The 21,902-nt window shown below is 70.5% G+C and carries 22 protein-coding genes and 3 tRNA genes; 22 read left to right on the top strand and 3 right to left on the bottom strand.

Going from position 1 to position 21,902, the window contains the following annotated elements; translation table 11 throughout:
• Positions 1-126: 126 nt before the first annotated feature.
• The 14 genes from BZB76_RS17720 (at position 127) to BZB76_RS17655 (ending at position 12,684) form a co-directional block, all read left to right on the top strand.
• Positions 127-765 carry a thymidylate synthase family protein gene (locus tag BZB76_RS17720; RefSeq protein WP_246007009.1) on the top strand — a complete coding sequence of 213 codons (639 nt, stop codon included), beginning with the start codon at positions 127-129 and terminating at the stop codon, positions 763-765.
• Between the two features lie 288 nt (positions 766-1,053).
• Positions 1,054-2,643, top strand: coding sequence for a phosphoglycerate dehydrogenase (gene serA / locus BZB76_RS17715; protein ID WP_121435413.1), 1,590 nt, complete (start codon positions 1,054-1,056; stop codon positions 2,641-2,643).
• A 645-nt stretch (positions 2,644-3,288) separates the two neighbouring features.
• Positions 3,289-3,942, top strand: coding sequence for a (2Fe-2S)-binding protein (locus BZB76_RS17710; RefSeq protein WP_170180661.1), 654 nt, complete (start codon positions 3,289-3,291; stop codon positions 3,940-3,942).
• A 43-nt stretch (positions 3,943-3,985) separates the two neighbouring features.
• Positions 3,986-5,035, top strand: a complete 1,050-nt coding sequence (locus tag BZB76_RS17705) for a 3-isopropylmalate dehydrogenase (protein WP_121435411.1) — start codon at positions 3,986-3,988, stop codon at positions 5,033-5,035.
• Positions 5,036-5,212: 177 nt separating this feature from the next.
• Positions 5,213-6,316, top strand: coding sequence for a branched-chain amino acid aminotransferase (locus BZB76_RS17700; RefSeq protein WP_121435410.1), 1,104 nt, complete (start codon positions 5,213-5,215; stop codon positions 6,314-6,316).
• A gap of 241 nt (positions 6,317-6,557) precedes the next feature.
• The gene (gene cimA, locus BZB76_RS17695; protein WP_121435409.1) at positions 6,558-8,135 is read left to right on the top strand and encodes a citramalate synthase; all 1,578 of its coding nucleotides are present in this window, start codon (positions 6,558-6,560) and stop codon (positions 8,133-8,135) included.
• Between the two features lie 43 nt (positions 8,136-8,178).
• Positions 8,179-8,460 (top strand): GNAT family N-acetyltransferase, encoded by a 282-nt coding sequence (locus BZB76_RS17690; protein ID WP_121435408.1) that lies wholly within the window; start codon positions 8,179-8,181, stop codon positions 8,458-8,460.
• 166 nt (positions 8,461-8,626) lie between these two features.
• Entirely contained in the window at positions 8,627-8,998 is a 372-nt protein-coding gene (locus BZB76_RS17685) for an SEL1-like repeat protein (protein ID WP_121435407.1), read from the top strand.
• Positions 8,999-9,080: 82 nt separating this feature from the next.
• On the top strand, positions 9,081-10,409 hold the full coding sequence (locus BZB76_RS17680) for a cellulose binding domain-containing protein (RefSeq protein WP_121435406.1): 1,329 nt from the start codon (positions 9,081-9,083) through the stop codon (positions 10,407-10,409).
• A 73-nt stretch (positions 10,410-10,482) separates the two neighbouring features.
• On the top strand, positions 10,483-11,250 hold the full coding sequence (locus BZB76_RS17675) for a fumarylacetoacetate hydrolase family protein (protein ID WP_121435405.1): 768 nt from the start codon (positions 10,483-10,485) through the stop codon (positions 11,248-11,250).
• A gap of 13 nt (positions 11,251-11,263) precedes the next feature.
• Positions 11,264-11,899 carry a DUF2461 domain-containing protein gene (locus BZB76_RS17670; protein ID WP_121435404.1) on the top strand — a complete coding sequence of 212 codons (636 nt, stop codon included), beginning with the start codon at positions 11,264-11,266 and terminating at the stop codon, positions 11,897-11,899.
• A 147-nt stretch (positions 11,900-12,046) separates the two neighbouring features.
• Positions 12,047-12,118, top strand: a tRNA-Gln gene (locus BZB76_RS17665).
• Positions 12,119-12,143: 25 nt separating this feature from the next.
• Positions 12,144-12,216, top strand: a tRNA-Glu gene (locus BZB76_RS17660).
• Between the two features lie 395 nt (positions 12,217-12,611).
• Positions 12,612-12,684, top strand: a tRNA-Glu gene (locus BZB76_RS17655).
• 24 nt (positions 12,685-12,708) lie between these two features.
• Here BZB76_RS17655 and BZB76_RS17650 read toward each other — a convergent pair.
• Complete coding sequence (locus BZB76_RS17650) at positions 12,709-13,467, bottom strand: hypothetical protein (protein ID WP_121435403.1); 759 nt, start codon at positions 13,465-13,467, stop codon at positions 12,709-12,711.
• A gap of 137 nt (positions 13,468-13,604) precedes the next feature.
• Here BZB76_RS17650 and BZB76_RS17645 point away from each other — a divergent pair, with 137 nt between their 5' ends.
• On the top strand, positions 13,605-13,979 hold the full coding sequence (locus BZB76_RS17645; RefSeq protein ID WP_211343033.1) for a VOC family protein: 375 nt from the start codon (positions 13,605-13,607) through the stop codon (positions 13,977-13,979).
• Positions 13,980-14,021: 42 nt separating this feature from the next.
• Here the strand turns inward: BZB76_RS17645 and BZB76_RS17640 are convergent, their stop codons facing one another.
• Entirely contained in the window at positions 14,022-16,091 is a 2,070-nt protein-coding gene (locus tag BZB76_RS17640; protein ID WP_121435401.1) for an MMPL family transporter, read from the bottom strand.
• Positions 16,092-16,201: 110 nt separating this feature from the next.
• Positions 16,202-16,762, bottom strand: coding sequence for an ArsR/SmtB family transcription factor (locus BZB76_RS17635; RefSeq protein ID WP_121435400.1), 561 nt, complete (start codon positions 16,760-16,762; stop codon positions 16,202-16,204).
• A 194-nt stretch (positions 16,763-16,956) separates the two neighbouring features.
• Between BZB76_RS17635 and BZB76_RS17630 the strand changes: the two genes are divergently transcribed.
• The 7 genes from BZB76_RS17630 to BZB76_RS17600 all read left to right on the top strand — a co-directional run bounded on the left by BZB76_RS17630 (position 16,957) and on the right by BZB76_RS17600 (position 21,901).
• Positions 16,957-17,415, top strand: coding sequence for an XRE family transcriptional regulator (locus tag BZB76_RS17630; RefSeq protein WP_147449457.1), 459 nt, complete (start codon positions 16,957-16,959; stop codon positions 17,413-17,415).
• A 67-nt stretch (positions 17,416-17,482) separates the two neighbouring features.
• Positions 17,483-17,830 (top strand): NADH-quinone oxidoreductase subunit A, encoded by a 348-nt coding sequence (locus BZB76_RS17625; protein ID WP_121435398.1) that lies wholly within the window; start codon positions 17,483-17,485, stop codon positions 17,828-17,830.
• Positions 17,821-18,675, top strand: coding sequence for a hypothetical protein (locus BZB76_RS17620; RefSeq protein WP_121435397.1), 855 nt, complete (start codon positions 17,821-17,823; stop codon positions 18,673-18,675). The genes BZB76_RS17625 and BZB76_RS17620 overlap by 10 nt, the downstream gene beginning before the upstream one ends.
• Positions 18,668-19,531 carry a complex I subunit 1 family protein gene (locus BZB76_RS17615; RefSeq protein WP_121435396.1) on the top strand — a complete coding sequence of 288 codons (864 nt, stop codon included), beginning with the start codon at positions 18,668-18,670 and terminating at the stop codon, positions 19,529-19,531. Before BZB76_RS17620 ends, BZB76_RS17615 begins: the two co-directional genes overlap by 8 nt.
• An 11-nt stretch (positions 19,532-19,542) precedes the next feature.
• Positions 19,543-20,049: an NADH-quinone oxidoreductase subunit J gene (locus tag BZB76_RS17610; RefSeq protein WP_246007008.1), complete on the top strand. Its 507-nt coding sequence runs from the start codon at positions 19,543-19,545 to the stop codon at positions 20,047-20,049.
• Entirely contained in the window at positions 20,046-20,351 is a 306-nt protein-coding gene (gene nuoK / locus BZB76_RS17605; RefSeq protein ID WP_117399795.1) for an NADH-quinone oxidoreductase subunit NuoK, read from the top strand. The genes BZB76_RS17610 and nuoK overlap by 4 nt, the downstream gene beginning before the upstream one ends.
• Positions 20,348-21,901: a proton-conducting transporter transmembrane domain-containing protein gene (locus tag BZB76_RS17600; RefSeq protein WP_121435394.1), complete on the top strand. Its 1,554-nt coding sequence runs from the start codon at positions 20,348-20,350 to the stop codon at positions 21,899-21,901. Before nuoK ends, BZB76_RS17600 begins: the two co-directional genes overlap by 4 nt.
• Position 21,902: the final 1 nt, after the last annotated feature.

Here is a 21,902-nt window from a genome sequence, read left to right as displayed (position 1 = left end):
AGAACGACGAAGGGCACGGGCCGGAGACGAAGCGGAGAACAATCTCAGCGCGGCAATCCCCGCGGCATGAAATTCCCGGATCCGCAAAGCGCCCCCCGGGGCGAATTACGGTGGGGAGAACGTGACGTGCAGGTGAAGGCGGACAACGAGGTTCAGCGCTGGGACACGTGCGGGCAGGCGTGGATCGGCGTCCTGCGGCACGTGTGGTCCGCCGGTGAGGCGGGCCTGGAGGACGGCGGCCCCATCATCGAGGGACCGCCGCTGCTGTTCGAGGTCGCCTCGCTGAGCTGGGAGGACCCGATCCTCCGCGAGCACGGCGACCACACGAGGATCGTCCGGCGCGCTCAGGAGCGCACGCGGCACGCCGTCCGCGGACGGTACTGGCCGAGGCTGCACGACCTGGAGGGCAACGACCAGATCCGCTGGGTCGTCGACCTGCTGCGGGCCCGGCCGTGGACGACCAGCGCGTGGATCTCGCTCACGATCCCCGGCGAGCCGGCGGAGGGGCTGCCGTCCCTGACGGCCCTGTCCTTCCGGATCCGCGGCTACCGGCTGATCATGACGGCGATGTTCCGGTCGCAGGACGTCTACCGCGGCTACCTGACCTACATCCCGCTCCGCGAGGTGCAGATCCAGGTCGCCGACGACCTCGGACTGCCCGCCGGGCCGCTGCGGCTGTTCGTGGACGTCCCGCACGTCCATGTCGCCGACGCGGAGCGGGTCGCGTCCGTCCTCACCGCGATGCCCGCGCCCAGCGCGGCCTGAGCGGACCGGCGGGCGGGCACGGCGGAGCCGCCCGGCGATCACGCACGCCCGCGAAACCGGGCGGGCGGTGTCATCCCGGGCGGCGCCGGACGAACATGAATCGCGTGCCGTTGCGGGAGTTCGAGGGGCGTCCCCCCGCAAAGGGGTCGGGCCGGAGTCTCCCCGCCGCGAACCGTGCCCCGCCCCGGGAGATAGACTCGCCTGCGGGGGCGAGGGCACGACGAGGTGACCCGCGAACTTCACTGCCCACCACCCACACACCCACATTCTCCGAAGGACTGTTTCCTCTTGAGCAAGCCCGTCGTCCTCGTCGCAGAAGAACTGTCCCCGGCAGGCATCGCCGTGCTGGAAGCCGACTACGAGGTCCGCCACGTCGACGGCGCCGACCGCGAGCAGTTGCTGGCCGCCGTCGCCGATGTCGACGCGCTGATCGTCCGCAGCGCCACCAAGGTCACCGCCGAGGTGTGCCGCCACGCCACCAGGCTCCGCGTCGTCGCCCGCGCGGGCGTCGGCCTCGACAACGTCGACGTCGAGGCCGCCACCAAGGCCGGCGTCATGGTCGTCAACGCGCCCACGTCCAACATCGTCACCGCCGCCGAGCACGCGATCGCGCTGCTGCTCGCCACCGCCCGGAACGTTCCGCAGGGCCACACCGCCCTCAAGCAGGGCGAGTGGAAACGCTCCAAGTACACCGGCGTCGAACTCCAGGGCAAGACCGTCGGCGTCCTCGGCCTCGGCCGCATCGGCGTGCTCGTCGCGCAGCGCCTCGCCGCCTTCGACATGAACGTGATCGCCTACGACCCGTACGTGCAGGCCGCCCGCGCCGCCCAGCTCGGCGTGAAACTCGTCACGCTGGACGAACTGCTCCGCGAGTCCGACTTCATCACCGTCCACCTGCCGAAGACCCCCGAGACCCTCGGCCTCATCGGCGACCGCGAACTCCGCCAGGTCAAGCCGAGCGTCCGGATCGTCAACGCGGCCCGCGGCGGCATCGTCGACGAGGAGGCGCTCGACCTCGCCCTCAAGGACGGCCGGGTCGCGGGCGCGGGCATCGACGTGTTCCGCACCGAGCCCTGCACCGACAGCCCCCTGTTCCACCATGACAACGTCGTCGTCACCCCGCACCTCGGCGCCAGCACCCACGAGGCCCAGGAGAAGGCGGGCACGCAGGTCGCCCGGTCGGTGAAACTGGCGCTGTCCGGCGAGTTCGTCCCCGACGCGGTCAACGTGCAGGGCGGCGCCGTCGCCGAGGACGTCAAGCCCGGCCTGCCGCTCGCCGAGAAGCTCGGCCGCATCTTCACCTCCCTCGCCGGAGGCGTCCCCGTCCGCCTCGACGTCGTCGTCCGCGGCGAGATCGCCGAACACGACGTCAAGGTCCTGGAACTCGCCGCCCTCAAGGGCGTGTTCCTGGACGTGATCGAGGAGACCGTGACGTTCGTCAACGCGCCGCTGCTGGCCCGCGACCGCGGCGTCGAGGTCACCCTCACCACCAGCGAGGACAGCCCCGACTGGCGCAACGTCGTGCAGGTCCGCGGCACCATGGCGGACGGCTCCGTCGTCTCGGTGTCCGGCACGCTCACCGGCCCCAAGCACGCCGAACGGATCGTCGAGATCAACGGCTACGACATGGAGCTCGTCCCGACCGAGCACATGGCGTTCTTCTCCTATGTCGACCGTCCCGGCATCGTCGGCGCCGTCGGCAAGATCCTCGGCGACGAGCAGGTCAACATCGCGGGCATGCAGGTCGGCCGGGACGCCAAGGGCGGCAAGGCGCTCATCGCCCTCACCGTCGACTCCGCCATCCCGCCGCAGCTCGTCGACGCCATCTCCGCCGAGGTCGGCGCCGACATGGGCCGCAGGGTCGACCTGGACGGCTGAACTTATTGCATTCACGGTCAGGGAGCACTCGCCTAGCGGCTCGTACCCCCTGACCGTGAATGTGTGAGCGCGACATCGCTTCGCGATCTGCCCGGGGAGGCTCGCCTTCGGCGTTGCCTCCCCGGGCAGGTAGCGCGCTCACGTGACGGCTGAGCGACCTTTTGGTGGCGGTTCTCGCTCTTATGGGCGTCTCAGGATGTGAGATTTTCGGCCACGGATCGGGACACGTCGGTCGTGGCTTAGGTAGTCTCGTGACAGTCATGCGGCGCTTCGTAGTAATCCTTCGCTGCCGCAGCGGGGCCTGATCATCGGCAGGCCGGCACCCGCTGCGGAGGCTCTGCCTGGCCGTGAGTCCGATCTCCCTCGCCGGACCGTGCGAACCACGGCGTCCCGGCGGCCCTGCGGCCACCAGCTCAGCGAACTGGAGTGAACCCATGAACGAAACCTGGACCAACGCACCCACGGACGAGGCCGAGGAAGAAGCGGCCCGCGCCCTGCAGACCGCCCTGGACCGCCGCGCCGACTGACAAGGCGAATCACTCGCCCTTCGGGACTCGGTGGCCCGCCACCGGTCCTGGCATCGGCGTTCGGGCGGTGGTGGTGGGGTGGTGGGACACTGGCGACATGGCGCTCGATGCTGGTTCTGTGGAAGTGGCTCGGGTGTTGCGGGACGTCGCTCGGGTCGGGCCGTACTTCGAGATCCTGACGGGTGACGAGGTCGGTGGGGCCGGGTGGCAGCCTTTTCCTGGTGATTCCGCCCGGCTTGTGGCGTTGACCGGTGACTACGCCGAGCGGCTCGGGACCGGGGAGCGGCGGGTCGCGGCGTCGTTGCTCTTCCAGGGGCTCGCGGCGCGGTTGTGGTCGCCGGTCGTCGCCGCGGCGGCCCTGGGAGTCGTGCCCGACCTGGGGGGGCTTCGGTGGCGTGTCGAGCCGATCGCGTTGGGGCTCGTCGAGCCGCGGGGATGGCGGACGGACGATCTCTCCTGGGCCGCCGAACGTCTTCACGTGATGGTCGTGGACGGGCTGCTTCGGCCGCTGTATGCGTCGATGCTCACGTTCGTGAACCTCGCGGACGGGCTCGTGTGGGGCAATGCGGCTTCGGCGTTGGCTGGGAGCCTGAACGTCGGGCCGGATGACGGTGTGCGGCATGCTCTTGTTCGGGAGTTGTTCACGCGTGAACCCCTGGTCGGGGTGGGGGAGTGGGGGCCGGACGGGTTCGTCCGGCGTAACTGCTGCCTGTACTACCGTGTGCCCGGTGGGGGCATGTGCGGCGATTGTGGTCTGCGTCCCGGGATGTGAGATGAAAGCCCAGGCACTGAGACGTTTGCAGTAGAGTGCGCGCATGGTTTCCCGCAGTGTTCGTCTGGCCGTCATCCCCGGTGACGGGATCGGTCCCGAGGTCGTCGCCGAAGGGCTGAAGGTTCTCGACGCCGTGTCCGGTGAGCTCACGTTCGAGCGGACCGAGTACGACCTGGGCGCCGCCCGCTGGCATCGCACCGGCGAGACGCTGCCCGACTCGGTGCTGGACGAGCTGCGCCGGCAGGAGGTCATCCTGCTGGGCGCCGTCGGCGACCCGACCGTCCCGAGCGGAACCCTGGAGCGCGGTCTGCTGCTGCGGGCCCGGTTCGAGCTCGACCACTACGTCAACCTGCGGCCGGTGAAGCTGTTCCCCGGTGTCGCGACGCCCCTGGCGGGCGTGACGACGGACGACATCGACATGGTCGTCGTCCGGGAGGGCACCGAGGGCCCGTACACCGGTGTCGGCGGTGTCCTGCGCAAGGGCACCGAACACGAGGTCGCCACGCAGGAGAGCGTCAACACCGCCTACGGCGTCGAGCGCGTCATCCGGTACGCGTTCGAGGTCGCCGCCTCGCGGCCCCGCAAGCATCTGACACTCGTCCACAAGGACAACGTCCTCACCTTCGCGGGTGACCTGTACCAGCGCGTCCTCAAGCGGGTCGCGGAGGAGTACCCGCAGGTCACGACCGCCTACTGCCATGTCGACGCGGCCACGATGTTCTTCGTGTCGCAGCCGCAGCGGTTCGACGTGATCGTCACCGACAACCTGTTCGGCGACATCATCACCGACCTCGGCGCCGCGGTCGCCGGGGGCATCGGGCTCGCCGCGTCCGGCAACGTCAACCCCGACCGCACCGCGCCGTCGATGTTCGAGCCGGTGCACGGCAGCGCCCCCGACATCGCGGGGCAGGGCAAGGCCGACCCGACCGCGACCATCCTGTCCGTCGCCATGCTGCTCGACCACATCGGTGAGGCCGACGCCGCCCGCCGGGTCGAGCGGGCCGTCTCCGACGACCTCGCGGAACGGGCCGCCTTCGGTGAGCGGTCCACGTCCCAGATCGGCGACGCGATCGCCAAGCGAGTATCCGGCTGAGGGCACGCCTCTCTGCCGGAACCAGGGAACTCCGGGCGTGCCCTCGCGGCGCGCCCGGTTTCTTTGTGTGCGCCGCGCCCCGGAGGAGTGGGTCTAGACGAAGTAGGACAATAGGGACTATGGAAGCCGGAGCGGCGATGAGGCCGTGTCGGCGATCCGCGAGAGGACGAAACCGCGATGAGCAGCACCCTGGATTTCGAGATCACGCGCACCGAGCGGCCCGCGACCGCCGCCGAGCGCGAGCGCGTCCTGGCCGACCCCGGCTTCGGCCGGCACTTCACCGACCACATGATCACGATCCGCTACTCGGCGGACCGGGGATGGCACGACGCGCGGCTGGAACCCTACGGCCCGATCCCCATGGATCCGGCCAGCCAGGTCCTCCACTACGCGCAGGAGCTCTTCGAGGGCCTCAAGGCCTACAAGCAGCCCGACGGGTCGATCGTCACCTTCCGGCCGCACATGAACGCCGCGCGGATGAACCGGTCGGCGCGGCGGATGGCGATGCCGGAGATCCCCGAGCAGCTGTTCGTGGACGCGATCGAGCTGCTCGTCAGCACCGACAAGGACTGGGTGCCCGACACCGAGGGGCACAGCCTGTACCTGCGCCCGTTCATGTTCGCGACCACCCGCGCGCTCGGTGTCAACAGCCCGGCGAACGAGTTCCTCTTCATGGTCATCGCGTCCCCGTCCGGGCTGTACTACCCGCGGGGCATCAAACCCGTCTCGGTGTGGCTGTCGCAGGACTACACCCGCGCGGCCCCCGGCGGCACCGGCGAGGCGAAGACCGGCGGCAACTACGCCGCGTCGTTCGCCGGCCAGGCGCAGGCCGTCGCACAGGGCTGTGACCAGGTCGTCTGGCTGGACGCCGTGGAGCACCGCTGGGTCGAGGAGGTCGGGTCGATGAACCTCATGTTCGTCTACGGCTCCGGCACACGGGCACGGCTCCTCACCCCCGCGCTCACCGGGACGCTCCTCGCCGGCGTCACCCGCGACTCGATGCTCAAGCTGGCGCCCGACCTCGGCATCCCGGTCGAGGAAGGCAAGATCAGCATTGAGGAGTGGCAGTCCGGCTGCGAGTCCGGGGAGATCACCGAGGTCTTCGGCTGCGGCACCGCGGCGATCATCAGCCCGGTCGGCCGGGTCAAGGGCGCCGACCGCGAGTGGACGATCGGTGACGGCGAGCCCGGTGAGGTGTCGATGAGGCTGCGCCAGGAGCTGGTCGGCATCCAGTACGGCACCCGTCCCGACCCCTACGGCTGGGTCCACAAGATCGTCTGATCGTTGTTTCGACGCGGGCCTCGGGCGCGCCGGGCCCCGGGGCCGCGTCGTCTCAGGATGCGGGACGGATGTCCCGAGCATGAAAAGCATGTGGCAGACTGTGTACGTCATGCGCCACAGCCTCGTGATTATCGGCTGGCGCGCCGGCAGCAGCTAACAGGACAGCGCCGGCGCGCAGACCTCTCACGTCCGTGAGGGGTCTTTTTTGTGTCCTGGCGCAGGCCCTTGGGGGTACCAGCACATGCAAGGCGACTCGTTCCACGTCTACGACACCACTCTGCGCGACGGTTCGCAGCAGGAGGGGCTCAACCTCTCCGTGCCCGACAAGCTCGCCATCGCGCGGCACCTCGACGACCTCGGCGTGGGCTTCATCGAGGGCGGCTGGCCCGGGGCCAACCCGAAGGACACCGAATTCTTCAGGCGGGCTCGAACAGAGCTCGACCTGACGCACGCGCAGCTCACCGCGTTCGGCGCGACCCGCCGGGCCGGTGTGCGGGCGGCCGACGACCCCCAGGTCGCCGCGCTGCGCGACTCCGGCGCGTCCGTCGTGACCCTTGTCGCCAAGAGTCACGACAGGCATGTCGAGCTGGCCCTCCGCACCACCCTGGAGGAGAACCTCGCGATGATCCGCGACACGGTCTCCCACCTGCGTGCGGAGGGCCAACGAGTCTTCCTGGACGCCGAGCACTTCTTCGACGGCTACCACGCGAACCGCGCCTACGCGCTGGAGGCCGTCCGCACCGCCGCGGAGGCCGGCGCGGACGTCATCGCGCTGTGCGACACCAACGGCGGCATGCTTCCGGACGAGCTGGCCGACATCGTCCACGACGTCGTGTCCCTCGGCGTCCGCGTCGGCATCCACTGCCACGACGACTCGGGCTGCGCCGTCGCGAACACCCTCGCCGCCGTGAAGGCCGGCGCCACCCACGTGCAGGGCTGCGCGAACGGGTACGGCGAACGCAGCGGCAACGCCAACCTGTTCACCGTCGTCGGGAACCTCCAGCTCAAGCGTGGCATGTCGCTGGTCTCCGACGCGCAGCTCGCCGAGATGACCCGGATCGCGCACGCCGTCTCCGAGGTCACCAACGTCGCGCCCAGCTCGCAGCAGCCCTACGTGGGCGTGTCGGCGTTCGCGCACAAGGCGGGGCTGCACGCGTCCGCCGTCAAGGTCGACCCGGACCTGTACCAGCACATCGACCCGGCGGCCGTCGGCAACGACATGCGGATGCTGGTGTCGAGCATGGCCGGACGCGCGTCCGTGGAGCTGAAGGGCCGCGAACTCGGCTACGACCTGTCCGGCGAGAAGGCCAAGGCCGTCGTCGCCCGGGTCAAGGAGCTGGAGTCCACCGGCTACACGTTCGAGGCCGCGGACGCCTCGTTCGAGCTGCTGCTGCGCGAGGAGCTGACCGGCGTCCGGCAGCGGCACTTCGAGGTCGAGTCGTGGCGGTCGATCGTGGAGCGCCGACCGGACGGCTCCATGATCAGCGAGGCCACCGTGAAGCTGCACGCCAAGGGCGAGCGGATCATCGCCACCGGGGAGGGCAACGGTCCCGTCAACGCCCTCGACAACGCGTTGCGCATCGCGCTCGGACGGCTGTACCCGGAGCTGGCGCGGCTGGAGCTCGTCGACTACAAGGTCCGCATCCTGGAGGGCACGCACGGCACCGAGGCCCGCACGCGGGTGCTCGTCGAGTCCGGCGACGGCGAACGCGAATGGGGGACGGTCGGCGTCGAGGACAACGTCATCGCCGCGTCCTGGCAGGCGCTGGAGGAGGCCGTCACCTACTGCCTGCTCCGCGCCGGATACGAGGCGGGTTAGCCCGGCGGGGAATGACCTCGGCCACGTGGGCATTATCGAGGGCATGAGCACCGAGATCATCGACGTGGCCGAGCAGAACCGCTACGAGATCAGGCTGGACGGCGAGGTCGCCGGGTTCGTCGAGTACGAGCCGGGGGACGGCGCCGTCGCCCTCATCCACACCGAGGTCGACTCCGCGTACGAGGGGAAGGGCGTGGGCGGTTCGCTGGCCCGCGGCGTGCTGGACGACCTGCGGGCCCGGGGCCTGTCGGCCGTGCCGATCTGCCCGTTCATCAAGAAGTGGATCGACAAGCACCCCGACTACCAGGACGTCCTGGCGGCCTGACTGAACGGTCGTCTTTGCGGCGGTACGGTGTGGTCAGGTGGAATTTTCGTCGAAAGTTGCGAAATAGGTGGCGGATTTCGTGTGGAGCGGCCACCATGTACCGGCACGGCGCGTGTGACGTTCCACCGCGCCGTTTCTCTGTTGACCGAACCGCCGGAGTGATCGTATGTCTGTCCGACCCTGGAGCCCCGAGGACCTTGGGCGTCCGACGGACGGGACGTGGACGGACGTGGCGTTCATCCTGGGCGAGACCTGCGAGCGCGAAGGCGACCTGGAACAGGCCGCGGACTGGTACCGCAGGGCCGCCGAGTCCGGCCGCGCCGACGCGGCGATGCGTCTCGGCGCGGTCCTCGGCCGGCTCGCGGACGAGGGTTCCGCCGCCGACACGGCCGAGGACCTGCTGGCGGAGGCCACCCGCTGGCTCAGCGGCGCCTACGACGCGTCCACCCCCGACGCCATCGAGCTGATCACCGACCTGCTCAACCGGCAGCTTCGGCAGGCCGCCAGACGCGGTGTGGAACCCGCCCACACCGCCTGAACGCCGGCTGACACCTCCCGGTTCGTCATGAACCGATCCACCCTGACCGTCGTCGGACTCTCTGAGGTCGACGAACAGCGAGGTGGACGAGTTGAGCCGCGAGGAGCCCGGGTACACGCCCCCGGACCACAGGACCACCGACGAGTTCCACGTCCCCGACACGATCACCGATCCGCGGGACGCCGGGCCCGGACCGGAGTCGACCGTCATCGACGAACCCGTCGACTCCGGCGCGACCCTTCAGGACGTCCCGCCGGATGTCACGCTCCAAGACCCACCGGTCGACGACGTGGACGAGCCGCGGGACCTGCCCTCGGCGACCGTCGCCGACATCGCCGTCCCGCCCGGGGCGACGGCGGCCGAGGCCCCCACCGCTGAGGAAACCGCGTCCGACCCGGCCACGCTGCCCGACGAGCCGGAGCGGGCGGTCATGCGCGAGGAGGCGCCCTGGACCGCGCAGTTCGGCGCGGGAGCCGAACCGGCGCCCCTAGGCGGAACCGTGGCCCCCTCCGTCGCCGACATCGCCGTCCCGCCCGGGGCGACGGCGGCCGAGGCCTCCACCGCTGAGGAAACCGTGTCCGACCCGGCCACGTTGCCCGACGAGCCGGAGCGGGCGGTCATGCGCGAGGAGGCGCCCTGGACCGCGCGGTTCGGCGCCGGAGCGGAACCGGCGCCCCCAGGAGGAGCCGAAGCCTCCGCCGACGCGCCCACACAGCCCGCCGAGGCGAGCACGCCGCCGCCGTTCGACGCGACCGCCCCGGCGATGCCGCCTCTCGCGTCGCCCTCGGGGGGAGTGCCGCCGTCGAGGTCGCGGCGCCCGCTGCTGTTCGTGTTGATCGGCGTGGTGGTTCTCCTCGTCGTCGCCGCGGTCGCGATGGTGTTGGTCACCAGAAACTCCGAGACGGAGGAGAAGGCGTCGCCGGCGCGGTCGTCGGCGCCCGCCGCCCCGGAGGCACCGGCCCCGGCGACGTCCGGCGGATCGAATCCCAGCGAGGCGCCCGCGTCGCCTCCGCAGCCCGGCGGGCCTACCGAAGGCACACCCGCGCAGCCGCCCGCGTCCCCGGCACCGGCCGTGTCGACCGCGCCGATCGGTCCGCTGCTGGAAGGCGACGGCATCACCTACCAGCTCGCCCAACAGGACGAGGGGTACTTCGAGGGCCGGATGGTCATCACCAACCGAACCGACCGTCCGATGCGGACATGGCGGCTGACCTTCCGTGTCCCCGGCGCGAACGTGAAGAACATCTGGGGCGCCCGGCTCGTCCGCGGCGGGGAGAACGCCGAGATCGGCAATCTGGACGGCGCCCCCGCGATCCCACCCGGCGGCACATGGGAGATCCAGTTCGGCGCGGCGGGCGCGACGTCCACCCCGCAGGCGTGCCTGCTCGACGGCAGGCCCTGCGGCTTCTGACCGGACGTCCCGGGACATCGGGGGACCTCGGCGACATCCGGAGCGTGTCCCCGGCAACGGCTAGGCTCTTGACATGCGTATCGCCAGGTTCTCCACCGACGAGGGCATGTCCTTCGGCGTGGTGGAGGAGAACACCGTCGCCGCCATCGCGGCCCACCCGTTCGGTGACCTCACGTTCACGGGGCAGCGCCTCCCGCTCGCCGACGTCCGGCTGCTCGCGCCGATCCTGCCGAGCAAGGTCATCGCGATCGGCAAGAACTACGCCGACCACGTCAGCGAGATGGGCGGCGGCGAGCCGCCCGCCGAGCCGGTGGTGTTCTCCAAGCCGTCCACCGCCGTGATCGGCCCCGGAGAGGCCATCGCCTACCCGCAGAAGCTGTCCGAGCGGGTCGACTTCGAGGGTGAACTGGCCGTCGTCATCGGCCGGATGTGCCGCGAGGTTCCGGCGTCCCGCGCCGCCGACGTCATCCTCGGCTACACCTGCGCCAACGACGTCACCGCCCGCGACCTCCAGGCCAAGGACGGCCAGTGGACGCGCGCCAAGGGCTTCGACACCTTCTGCCCCCTCGGCCCGTGGATCGAGACGGAGGCCGACCCCGCCGACCTGGCGATCACCACGACCGTCAACGGCGCCGTCCGGCAGGACGCCCGCACGTCGCTGCTGCTGCACGACGTACCGACCCTGGTCGAGTACGTCAGCCAGGTCATGACACTGCTGCCCGGCGACGTGATCCTCACCGGCACTCCCGCCGGGGTCGGACCGCTGGAGATCGGGGACGAGGTGACCGTCATCGTGGAGAACGTCGGCACCCTGACCAACCGCGTCGTGGCCCGAGACTGAGAGGGGAGCGCCCATGGCGTTCGGCGGCTTCAGCGAGGAGGCCTTCTCGTTCTACGAGGGGCTCCAGGCCGACAACGGCAAGTCGTACTGGACAGCCCACAAGGACACCTACGAACGCCATGTGCGCGAACCCCTGAGAGAACTGTGCGCCGAACTGGAAGAGGAGTTCGGCGCGGTCAAACTCTTCCGTCCCTACCGTGACGTCCGGTTCAGCAAGGACAAGACGCCCTACAAGACGCATCAGGGCGGCCACACCAGCGAGGGCTTCTACCTCCAGATCGACGCGGACGGGCTGATGGTCGCCGGCGGCATGTACGCGCCCACACCCGAGCAGCTCCGCCGGTACCGCGAAGGCGTCGGCTCCGACCTCTACGGCCCCGAACTCCAGGCCATCGTCGACGACCTGCGCGCCGCCGGACTGGAGATCGGGGGAGACCGGCTCAAGACCAGGCCACGCGGCACGCCCCCCGACCACCCACGACTCGACCTGCTACGGCACCGCTCCCTCTATGCCCACGAAGGCTGGCCCGCCGACCCGTGGATGGAGACCCCGGAAGTGGTGACCCGAGTCCGCGCGTCATGGCGCCGGCTGCGTCCCCTCGTCGACTGGGGCAACCGGCACATCGGCCCACCCGACTTCACCCGCTGACCGCGCCCCGAGCCCCGTTCCCGAACCGTCCCGACCCCCGGGTCGGCGGCCCGCCGCGCCAAACGTTTTGGTCGCGGTCCCAAGGTCCTGTATTCTCATCGAGGCGCGAGCGACCCCGGCCCAACGGCCCGGGCGCCCGTACCTCACTGGGGTATGGTGTAATCGGCAGCACGAGTGATTCTGGTTCACTTAGTCTAGGTTCGAGTCCTGGTACCCCAGCTGCGTCCGCCACACGCGGACACACGCCCCCGTCGTCTAGTGGCCTAGGACGCCGCCCTCTCAAGGCGGTAACGGCGGTTCGAATCCGCTCGGGGGTACTGGGCGACACCTGCTCGCCGACCTTTGGTCGGCTTCGCCTGGTTTCCGTGTCTATCCAGGGGGCGACCCCCTGGAACCCCCGATGTGGGGGGCTCCGCCCCCCACGCCCCCCTGTGGCTGATGTCCGGGGTTTTGTGCGGGTGGGTTTCTTCTTCGGTTCTTGGTTCGGCTTCGCCGGGTTCTGGTGTTTCCCTTTCTTGGGCTCCGCCTCCTCGTTTGGCTGAGAGCCTGTGCGTTCTTCTGGTTCGGCGGTGGTTGGTTGCCGGGCGTTGGTTTGTTGTGTTCGTCTGAGGCCCGGAACCTCTGGTGGGTGGGGTTAAGCGGTCGAGGTGGTGGGGGAACTCCGGTAGGGTGGAGGTCGTCCGCACGGAGATCGTGTGGGAGATGTGGTCCTGCCCCCGTCGTCTAGTGGCCTAGGACGCCGCCCTCTCAAGGCGGTAACGGCGGTTCGAATCCGCTCGGGGGTACACGAGAAACGCAGCCGCGGGCCTTCAGGTCTGCGGCTCTTGCATGTGCGGCTCGGGTCTTCTTGATTCGCCTGGGGCGAAGGCGGCGCGGGTGACGTCCCGTTCGAGTGTCGCCGCCTGGAAACCGTAGGTCGGGATCGCGTCCACCTTGATGATCAGACAGAACTGTTCGACGCTCTCCACGGAGGCGGCCAGTTCGTTGTCGTGGCTTTTCAGGAAGTGGACGGCGGCGCGGTTGGCCAGGGACGTGTGCCCGCAGATGATGAAGACCGGGCGGGAACCGGGGGTGGGGCGGAACTTGGCCACCAACGCACGTTCTTGTTGACCTCGGGCGCACCTGAATGTCTCGCCGTCGACCACGAAGGCCAGACGGTCCTCGTCTGAGGTGAAGGGTGTGAGGGTGACGCCGGGCAGATGCGCGGCGAGATGTCCGCCGGTGCGCGGATTGGAGCCGCCTTCCGGTCCGCCGACGCAGAACTCGGTTCTGGTGCCGTTGCTCTCATGGAACTCGCGTGCCTTGCGGATGTCGACCGGGCTGCCCAGCTCACGTCCGAGCATCGCGATCTCGACGAGGGCGTGGACGTCGTCGTGCGCCGTGCTACCGGGCCCGCTGGCCTTGTCGTTCATCACCACGACACAGGGCGCGCCCCCTTCGAGGCCGAAGAACACGGCCTTGCGTTGGAGCCTGCGCGCCTGCTTCACACGGTTCAGCAGCCACACGCCTCCGCCGCTCAGGATGCTGGTCACCAGGCCGATCAGGACATTGAGCAGTACTGCGGACATGGGTCCTTCCTCGCGGTCGGCGAGCGATGCGGTTCGGACGCGAATCCAGCCTATTTCACGATCATGCCGTCACCCAGAGCCTGAGTGTCGGCGGTGGGTTGTAGCGTCGCGGCATGGCATTTCGGTCTGCGTTTCCCATGTTGGCGTGCGATGACCTGCAGCGGTCGCTGGAGTTCTACCGCGATGCGCTCGGATTCGAGGAGACCTATCGGTTCGAGGAGGGTGGGGTGACGACGTTCGTCGCTCTGCGCCTCGGTGAAGGGTCGCTTATCGGGCTGGGGGTGGTGCCTGAGGGGGGAGCGGGGATTCACGGGCTTGCGCAGCGGCCGATCTCCGGCCGTTTCTTCGAGTTGTGCGTCTACTGTGACGACGTCGACTCCTCGGTCGAGGAGTTGGCGGCGCTCGGTCATCCGGTGCTCGTCGCCCCCGGCGATACGCCTTGGGGTGAACGCATCGCCTACGTCGCCGACCCTGATGGGCATCCCGTGATGGTGACGGCCGAGAAGGCGTAGCCGGAGGGACGGCCCCCGCTCGTCCCTCCGGCATGGGGTGTCTCAGGTTCGGACGTGGCTGGTCGGGGTGCCGCTCGGCTCGGGTTCGGGTGTCGACAGGCGCGCGGGCCACCAGAAGTGGCGGTCCAGGTCCAGGGCCAGCGCGGGGACGACGATGGAGCGGACGAAGAACGTGTCCAGCAGTACGCCGAGGGAAACCAGGACCCCGAGCTGCACCATCATTGTGATCGGCATGACGCCGAGGACGCCGAACGTCGCGGCCAGGACGAGCCCGGCGCTGGAGATGACGCCGCCGGTGACGCCGAGGCCGCGTAGGACGCCGTTGCGATGGCCGGCGCGTCCCACCTCCTCGCGGACGCGGGAGACGAGGAACAGGTTGTAGTCCACGCCGAGCGCGACCATGAACAGGAAGCCCATCAGCGCGACCTGGATGTCGAGGGCAGGGAAGCCGAAGGCGTGGTGGAACAGCAACCAGGCCGCGCCGAGGGCCGCGAAGTACGACGCCACCACGGTTGCGATCACCAGGAGTGGGGCGATCAGGGCGCGGAGCAGGGCGATCAGGATGAGCAGGACGACGCCGAGCACCAGCGGGATGACGATCCGGCGGTCATGGGCCTGCGCGTCCGCCACGTCGATGCTGCCGGCGGTGCTCGCTCCGATCGTCGCGTCGGGGATCGTTTCGCGTAGCCGGCGGACGGTCCGCTCGGCCGCTGTGCTGTCGGGCGGATCGTCCAGGACGACCTCGATTCGGGTGAGGCCGCCGTCCTTGGAGGGCTGCGGGTCCTGGACGCGGGCCACGCCGGGGGCTTCACGCAGGGCCGTGGAGACGCGGGACGCGTCCGGTGCGTCGGCGATGACCTGGAGCGGGCGGCTCTGACCGCCGGGGTAGTGCTCCGCGAGGAGGCGTTCGCCGATGGTGGAGGAGGGAGTGGTCGTAAGGAAGTTCGCGCGGTCCAGGCCCGTGTCGATGCCCAGGGCGGCGGACGCGAGCGCGGCGAGGACGGCGAGGCCGCCGATCCAGACCAGGCGGGGACGGGCGGCGACGCGGTGGCCGACGCGGTCCCAGGCGCCGCGTGCGGGTGGCGTGTCGCCGGGACGCGGAATGCGCGGCCAGAACACCCAGCGTCCGAAGACGACGAGCAGCGCGGGCAGGAACGTCATGACGACGACCAGTCCGGCGAGGACGCCGATGGCGCCGATCGGGCCGAGCGCGTAGTTGAAGCCCATGTCGGCGGCGAGGAGGCAGAGCAGGCCGAGGGAGACCGTCGCGGCGGACGCGACGATCGGGGCGGCGGCACGGCGCAACGCGACACCCATCGCCCGGTGGCGGTCGGGATGGCGGCGCAGCTCCTCCCGGTAGCGGGCGAGGAGCAGCAGCGCGTAGTCGGTCGAGATGCCGAACACCAGCGCGTTCAGGATCGCGGACATGCCGTCCGCCACGTACAGGCCGGCGTGCTCGGCGAGAAGGTAGACGACAGCGTTCGACACCTGGAGCGCGATCGCCGCGCTCGCGATCGGCAACAGCCACAGGATCGGGCTGCGGTAGGTGAGCAGCAGCACGGCCGTGACGACGAGGATCGTGATGATGAGCAGTGTCTTGTCGATGTCCTCGAAGGCGTCGCCGACGTCGAGCGCGCCGCCCGCCGGGCCCGTCAGGCGGACCTCCAGACCGTCCGGCGCGTTCGCCAGGGACTGGTCGCGGAGCTTTTCGGCCTTGTCGGTGAGCGTGTCGTCGTCCGTCAACGGCACATGCAGCATCAGCGCCTTCCCGTCGGCGGACGGCTGCGGCGGCGCGATCGGCTTCGTCGCCACGGAGGCGAGGGCGCGGCGGTCGGCCTCCGCCTTCGCCCGGTCGGCGGCGGTGATGCCGGACGGCCGGACATAGGCGATGATCCCCGGGGCGAGTTCGCCGCCGGGGAAGCGCGGCGCCAGCTCCTCGACCTTCGTGGACTGCGCGCCGCGTGGAAGTTCGGCGGACGACTTCGCCTCGACGACGTCCGCGAGGCGGCCCGCCGCCGGGACGGCCAGGACCGTGACCACGACCCAGAACAGCAGGACCGCCCATTTCAGCAGGCGCCCCCGTGATGGTGGCTGTTTGCGTGAGAGCAGCATGAGGTGCTCTCCTTTCCGTGGGGCTCGATGTCGCGTGCGAAACACGCCGTTCGGCGTGGTGATACGGGCCTCCGCCCGGACCGCCGAGGGGCAACTCGGCGGTCCGGGCCCTACGGCTCCGGAAAGGCCAGGAACCTGGTGTGGAGGGTGCGCGCCTCCGGCGGTGGATCGTCTTCGGCGCGTTTGTAGCGGTAGAGGAGCGCGATGTACTCCTCGAAGAAGGGACGCACCTGGTCCGGCGTCAGCGTGACGGTGGAGAACGAGAAGAGCAGCGCGTCCGCCCACGGGCCCAGCCCGTCGCGGGCCCGCTGGAACCGGTCGAGCATGTCGAGTTCGTTCGCGAACTCCAGGCGGGTCAGCTCCTCGACGACCTCGCGCATCTCCGGGGACTGCCGGCTGTACGGCGGGAGACGGCGGTCGCCGGGCACCGCCCGCCACCAGCGTTCCCGTCCGCGCGCCAGCTCCGGCACCTCCTCGATGAACCCGTACTTGGCGAGCTGCCGCAGGTGGTAGCTCGTCGAGCCGGTGCTCTGGCCGAGTTCGCGGGCGAGGGTCGTGGACGAGACCGGACCGCGCCGCATGATCTCGGCGATCCGCCTCCGGAGCGGGTGCGCGAGGAGGCGCACCCGCTCCGGATCGGTGATCGCCTCGGGCGGCGGTTGTTCCTTCATGTCCGCGACCGTAGGAGTTGCAAAGAGGCTTTGCAATGGTTCTTGGCAAAGTTCACCGGGAGGGGAGGAGTGATCGCGACCTGAGAGGGAGGTGGCGGCTCACCCTCCTGATCGAGGATGAGAAGGCTTATGTGTCCTTGGCTGACGGGCGCGGCTGTGGTCAACTAAAAGCACTGGGATCCGGGGTGGGAGGCATGATGCGGGATCGCTTGGACGAGGTGTCGCCGGGAGCGTCGCTGGCCGAGAAGGTCGAATGGCTGATTCGGAACCTGTGGCCCGCGGACGCGGAGCCGCCGCGCAACAACGTCGAGGCCGCCGCCGCCATCGCGGCCGCCACCGGCGAGGACATCTCGTCCACCACCGTGTGGAAGCTGCGCACCGGACGGCAGGAGAACCCGCAACTCAAGACGCTCACCGCGCTCGCCACCTTCTTCGGCGTGCCGATCGGGTTCTTCGGGTTCCCGAGCGAGTCGGACCCCATCGGCGAGGACCTGACGCTGAAGGCGCTGCGCCGCGACGTCGAGAACGGCGTCATCCGGCCCGAGGTGCTGCGGGCGCTCGTCGACCTGTCCCCGGAGGCCCGCTGGGTCGTGGACGAGATGATCCTCGGCGCGGCGGCCGCCGACCGGGAACGGCACGGCGGGCACGGATAGCCCATGTTTTGCCGGGGCCTGATCAGGTAGGGGTCACGGCGTCAGGGAACCGTACCCGGGAGGGGCAATGGCGCCGTTCGTCGTCGTCCTCTCGGTGGTGGGGCTGGTCGGGGCGCTGATCGTCGCCGTGTACGCGGCGTCGTGGGCGATGGCGCCCCGTGGGCTTCTGGAGGCGGGGCCGTTCCTCTCGGGGGCGCGCCCGGTCGAGCACGCGCTGTCGCGCTACCACGTGCGCTGGTACACGGTGTCGATGATCTTCCTCGCCTTCGACATGGAGATGATCTTCATGTATCCGTGGGCGCTCGTCGTCGCGTCCGTGGGCGTGAAGGCGGTCGTGGAGATGTTCCTCTTCCTCGGGTTGATCCTGGTCGGCGTCCTGTACGCGTGGCGTGAGGGGGCGCTGCGGTGGGCCTGACGGCCGCGGCCGCGCGTCCGTTCGTCGTGTCGGCGGCGGACGGGACGGCCGACCGCGTGCGCGTCGAGGCCGAACTGCGGCGGCGCGGGCGGCGGGCCGCTCTTTCCCCGGTGGAGACGGGGACGCTCGTGGTCTGCGGGAACCCCGGGGCGGCGTTGGCGCGAGCCATCGACGCCGTGTGGCGGGACATGCCGGAGCCGCGTACACGGATGTCCGCGGATCTCGTGGCGGGCGCCGCCGCCGGTCCACGGGCCCCACTGGATCTGGACGAGGTCGGCATGGCCGACCGGACGGACGATCGGGACGGCCTGCGACTCGACGTGCTGCACGTCCCGCTCGGGCCCGTGCTGTCCCACTGGCCCGCAGGGCTGCGGGTCGATCTGACTCTCCAGGGTGACGTGGTGCAGGCCGCGAAGGCCGTCGCGGTCGACACGGCGGACGGGACGTTCTGGCACGAGGGACGGCGGGCGGCGCACCGACTCGACAGCGTGGCGCGGCTGCTGCATGTCGCGGGCTGGGACGCGGCGGGCGAACGGGCGGCCGTGCTGAGGGACGAGGCGCTGGCGGGCGCCCCGGACGTGGCGCGGCGGTTCCACCGGTTCGCTCGGCGGGTCGGGCGGTCGCGGGCGCTGCGTTGGATGACGCGGAACACGGCCGACGTCGACGGGTGGTTGCGGGACATCGGCGCCGCGCTCGAAGGACGCCCCGCCGCCGACCGGCCGGGTGAGCCCTGGCCCGAGGTCCTGGCGAGGCTGCCCGCACGGCTGGAAGGCACTGATCTCGGGGAGGCGCGGCTGATCGTCGCCGGTCTCGATCCGGACCTCGGGTCGGCCGCCGATGGTTGAGGTGGTCGTCCTCGGCGGGCTGGCGGTCGCCGCCGCGTGTCTGAACGGAGCCTTCGCCGGACGTCCCACCGAACCGTTCCACGAGGTCGCCCGGCTTCTGACGACGCAGCGGCGCGTCACGGTCAGGGCCGACCGTCCGCTGACACGGATCGGCGTGGTGTCGCTGCCGGTGGCGGCGGCGCTCGCGGCGCTGGTGGTGCCGTTCGGTGACCGCGTCGCGGTGGACACGGCGGTCGGCGTCGTCTGGTTCAACGCGATGGAGGTGGTGGCGTGGGCGTCGGTGTGGCTGGCCGGGTGGGGCGTCAACTCGGCGTACGCGCTGATCGGCGGGTACCGGTTCATCGCGCAGGGGCTCGCGTACGAGCTGCCGCACATGTTCGCGCTGATCACGGCGGCACTGGCCGCGCACTCCCTCGACCTGCGGACCATCGGGGACGCGCAGGACGGACTCTGGTACGCGGTGTGGATGCCGGTCGCGTTCGTCGTCTACCTGCTGTCCGCCCTCGCGATGGCGTTTTGGGGCCCGTTCGGCCATCCGCTCGGCGGTGACATCGCGGGCGGCGCGGCACTGGAACTGTCAGGCCCGGACCGGCTCGTCTTCACGGCCGGACGGTACGGGCTCCTGGCGGTCTCGGCGGGCGCCGCGGTCCCGCTGTTCCTCGGCGGCGGATCGGGACCGGCGCTGCCCGGGTGGGCGTGGTCGCTGGTGAAGACGTGCGCCGTCCTGGCGTTCCTGGTCTGGACGCGGCGGCTGCTGCCGGTACTGCGCATGGACCGGTTCATGACGCTGGCCTGGACGGTGCTGATCCCCGCCACGCTGCTGCAGATGCTCGTCGTCGGAATCGTCGTGATCTAGGGGGAGCCGTGGTGGACGCCGGATTCTGGGTGCTCGCGGTCGCCGCCGTCGGGTTCGGTGTCGCGGTGTTCGTCGTGGACTCGATGGCGCGGGCGACGTTCGCGCTGCTCGCGTCCTTCCTCTGCGTCGGAGGCGAGCTGCTGCTGATCGGCCTGAGCTATCTCGGCGTCCTGATCGTGCTGATGATGATCATGGAGATGCTGGTGATGGTCGTGTTCATGGTCATGTACATGATGAACCCGGCGGGGCTGATGCCGATGACCATGACGCACAACGCGCGCGGCGCGCTCGCCATCTCCGGCGGCGCGTTCGTCGCGCTCGCGGCGGGGATCTTCGCGGCCCCGTGGCCGGAGCGGGCGGGCCGCCCGCCGTCCGACCCGACGTTCGCGCTCGGAGCCTCGATCATGGGGCCGAAGATGCCGGTCATGATGGTGCTCGGCATCGCCATCCTGGCCACCATGATCGCGTCCGTGGTGCTCGCGACGAGCCGTGGACGCTATGACCGGGGGCGCCGATGACGCTCGAGACCTTCCTCCTGCTGGGAGCGGCGCTGTTCTGCGTCGGACTGTTCGGCGCGCTGTCCCAGCAGTCGATCGTGATGCTGATGATGGGCCTCGAACTCATGATCAACGGTGTGGTGGTCGCCGCGGCCGGGTTCTGGCACTGGGTGTCGCCGGGGTCCGCGGACGGTCAGGTCCTCGTGCTCGTGGCCATCACCGTCATGGCGCTGGAGATGGCGATGGGCTTCGCCGTCGTCACCGCCCTGTTCCGGGCGCGGGACGTGGACCTCACGGATGACGCAGGGGATTTGAAGGGATGATCCCGGGGTGGGGGAGCGGGCTGGTGGTGGACGAGTCGTCCGCCTTCCTGCTCGTGACCCTGGCCGTGGTGCTGGTGGCGGTGCTCGCCTATGCCTGGGCGGACGGGTACGGCGTCCGGTTCCACGTGTTGACGCTGCTGTTCGCGGCGGCGATGGCCGTCACGGTCACCGCGTCCGACCTGCTGCTGTTGCTGATGGGCTGGGAGGTCATGGGCGCGATGTCGTACGCGCTCATCGGCTACGTCTGGTCGGACCCGGAACGGGTGCGGTCGGCGGACGTCGCGTTCCTCACGACCCGGGCCGCCGACATGGGCCTCTACGCGGCGGCGGGGTTCGCGGTCGCCGGTGCCCACTCGCTGAAGCTGGACGACCTGGCGACGGCGGACGCCCCTTGGCGGGATCTGATCGCGGCCGGTGTCGTGGTCGCGGCGCTGGGCAAGTCGGCGCAGTTGCCGTTCTCGTTCTGGCTGTCGCGGGCCATGGCGGGTCCGAGCCCGGTGTCGGCGCTGCTGCACTCGGCCACGATGGTGGTCGCCGGGGCCTACCTGCTGCTGCGCCTGCGTCCGCTGCTGGACGCCACCGGATGGGCCGCCACGGCCGTGAGCTGGGCCGGTGCGCTGACCGCGCTGCTGCTCGGCGCGGTCGCGCTCGCGCAGCGGGACCTGAAGCAACTGCTCGCGGCGTCCACCTGCGCGCAGATCGGCTTCATGGTCCTGGCCGCCGGAGCCGGAGCGGTCGACGGCGGGACGGCGCATCTCGTCGCCCACGCCGCGGTGAAGAGCCTGCTGTTCCTGTGCGCGGGGGTGTGGCTGACCAGGCGCGGCACCCACCGGGTGGTCGATGTCGCGTTCGGGGTCGGCGCGGTCGCGCTGGCCGGGGTGCCGCCGCTGTCGTTGTGGGTGACCAAGGACGAGGTGTTGGCGGGTGTCGGGTCGTCTGCGCTGCTCGCCGTTGGATTCGCGGCGTCCGTGCTCTCGGCGGCCTACGCAGGGAAGGCGCTGCTGCGGTTGTTCCAGGCGGCCCAGCGGGTCCCGGTGCCGTTGGCGCAGCGGGTTCCGCTGGCGGGGCTGGCCGTGGCGGGCGCCGGGCTCGGGGTTCTCGGACTGCCCGGAGTTCTGGGCGGAGCCGGGCCCGTGGCCTGGGAGTCGGCGCTGTCCGGAGCGCTCGCGGTCCCGACAGTGGGCGTCGTCGTGGCCGTGCGCAGGGTTCCGGAGCCCGCGTGGGCCTCGCGATGGCTCTGGTTGGAGCGGGCGGCGCTCACCGGGCTGGTTCGCCCGGGGTTCGCGGTGGCGCGGGCCCTCGCACGGTTCGACGACCGGGTTGTCGACGGCGCCGTGGAAGGTGTCGCGCGGGGCGGGCGGTGGACGGCCGGGCTCGCCCGCCGCCGCGTCGAACTTCGAGTCGACGGGCTCGTCGGCGCGGTCGGGCGGGCCGCGCGGGGCCTCGGCGCCCTGGCCCGGCGCCCACAGACCGGGCAGGTCCACCTGTACTACGCGCAGGCGGCGGTGGTGCTCGCGGTGCTCGTCCTCGTCGCCGTCCTGGCCGGGTGAC

Source organism: Actinomadura pelletieri DSM 43383 (assembly GCF_003634705.1).
Lineage (GTDB): Bacteria > Actinomycetota > Actinomycetes > Streptosporangiales > Streptosporangiaceae > Spirillospora > Spirillospora pelletieri.
Note: the sequence above shows the minus strand (reverse complement) of the source record. Positions and strands in the feature narration are given on the sequence as shown.

Excerpts from the sequence above, each read along its gene's own strand:
- nuoK (WP_117399795.1), top strand. The coding sequence starts at position 20,046 with ATGACGCTCGAGACCTTCCTCCTGCTGGGAGCGGCGCTGTTCTGCGTC.
- BZB76_RS17690 (WP_121435408.1), top strand. The coding sequence starts at position 8,179 with ATGAGCACCGAGATCATCGACGTGGCCGAGCAGAACCGCTACGAGATC.
- BZB76_RS17670 (WP_121435404.1), top strand. The coding sequence starts at position 11,264 with ATGGCGTTCGGCGGCTTCAGCGAGGAGGCCTTCTCGTTCTACGAGGGG.
- BZB76_RS17635 (WP_121435400.1), bottom strand. The coding sequence starts at position 16,762 with ATGAAGGAACAACCGCCGCCCGAGGCGATCACCGATCCGGAGCGGGTG.
- BZB76_RS17700 (WP_121435410.1), top strand. The coding sequence starts at position 5,213 with ATGAGCAGCACCCTGGATTTCGAGATCACGCGCACCGAGCGGCCCGCG.
- BZB76_RS17640 (WP_121435401.1), bottom strand. The coding sequence starts at position 16,091 with ATGCTGCTCTCACGCAAACAGCCACCATCACGGGGGCGCCTGCTGAAA.
- BZB76_RS17615 (WP_121435396.1), top strand. The coding sequence starts at position 18,668 with ATGGTTGAGGTGGTCGTCCTCGGCGGGCTGGCGGTCGCCGCCGCGTGT.
- cimA (WP_121435409.1), top strand. The coding sequence starts at position 6,558 with ATGCAAGGCGACTCGTTCCACGTCTACGACACCACTCTGCGCGACGGT.
- BZB76_RS17630 (WP_147449457.1), top strand. The coding sequence starts at position 16,957 with ATGATGCGGGATCGCTTGGACGAGGTGTCGCCGGGAGCGTCGCTGGCC.
- BZB76_RS17675 (WP_121435405.1), top strand. The coding sequence starts at position 10,483 with ATGCGTATCGCCAGGTTCTCCACCGACGAGGGCATGTCCTTCGGCGTG.
- BZB76_RS17685 (WP_121435407.1), top strand. The coding sequence starts at position 8,627 with ATGTCTGTCCGACCCTGGAGCCCCGAGGACCTTGGGCGTCCGACGGAC.
- BZB76_RS17705 (WP_121435411.1), top strand. The coding sequence starts at position 3,986 with ATGGTTTCCCGCAGTGTTCGTCTGGCCGTCATCCCCGGTGACGGGATC.
- BZB76_RS17650 (WP_121435403.1), bottom strand. The coding sequence starts at position 13,467 with ATGTCCGCAGTACTGCTCAATGTCCTGATCGGCCTGGTGACCAGCATC.
- BZB76_RS17625 (WP_121435398.1), top strand. The coding sequence starts at position 17,483 with ATGGCGCCGTTCGTCGTCGTCCTCTCGGTGGTGGGGCTGGTCGGGGCG.
- BZB76_RS17645 (WP_211343033.1), top strand. The coding sequence starts at position 13,605 with ATGTTGGCGTGCGATGACCTGCAGCGGTCGCTGGAGTTCTACCGCGAT.
- BZB76_RS17600 (WP_121435394.1), top strand. The coding sequence starts at position 20,348 with ATGATCCCGGGGTGGGGGAGCGGGCTGGTGGTGGACGAGTCGTCCGCC.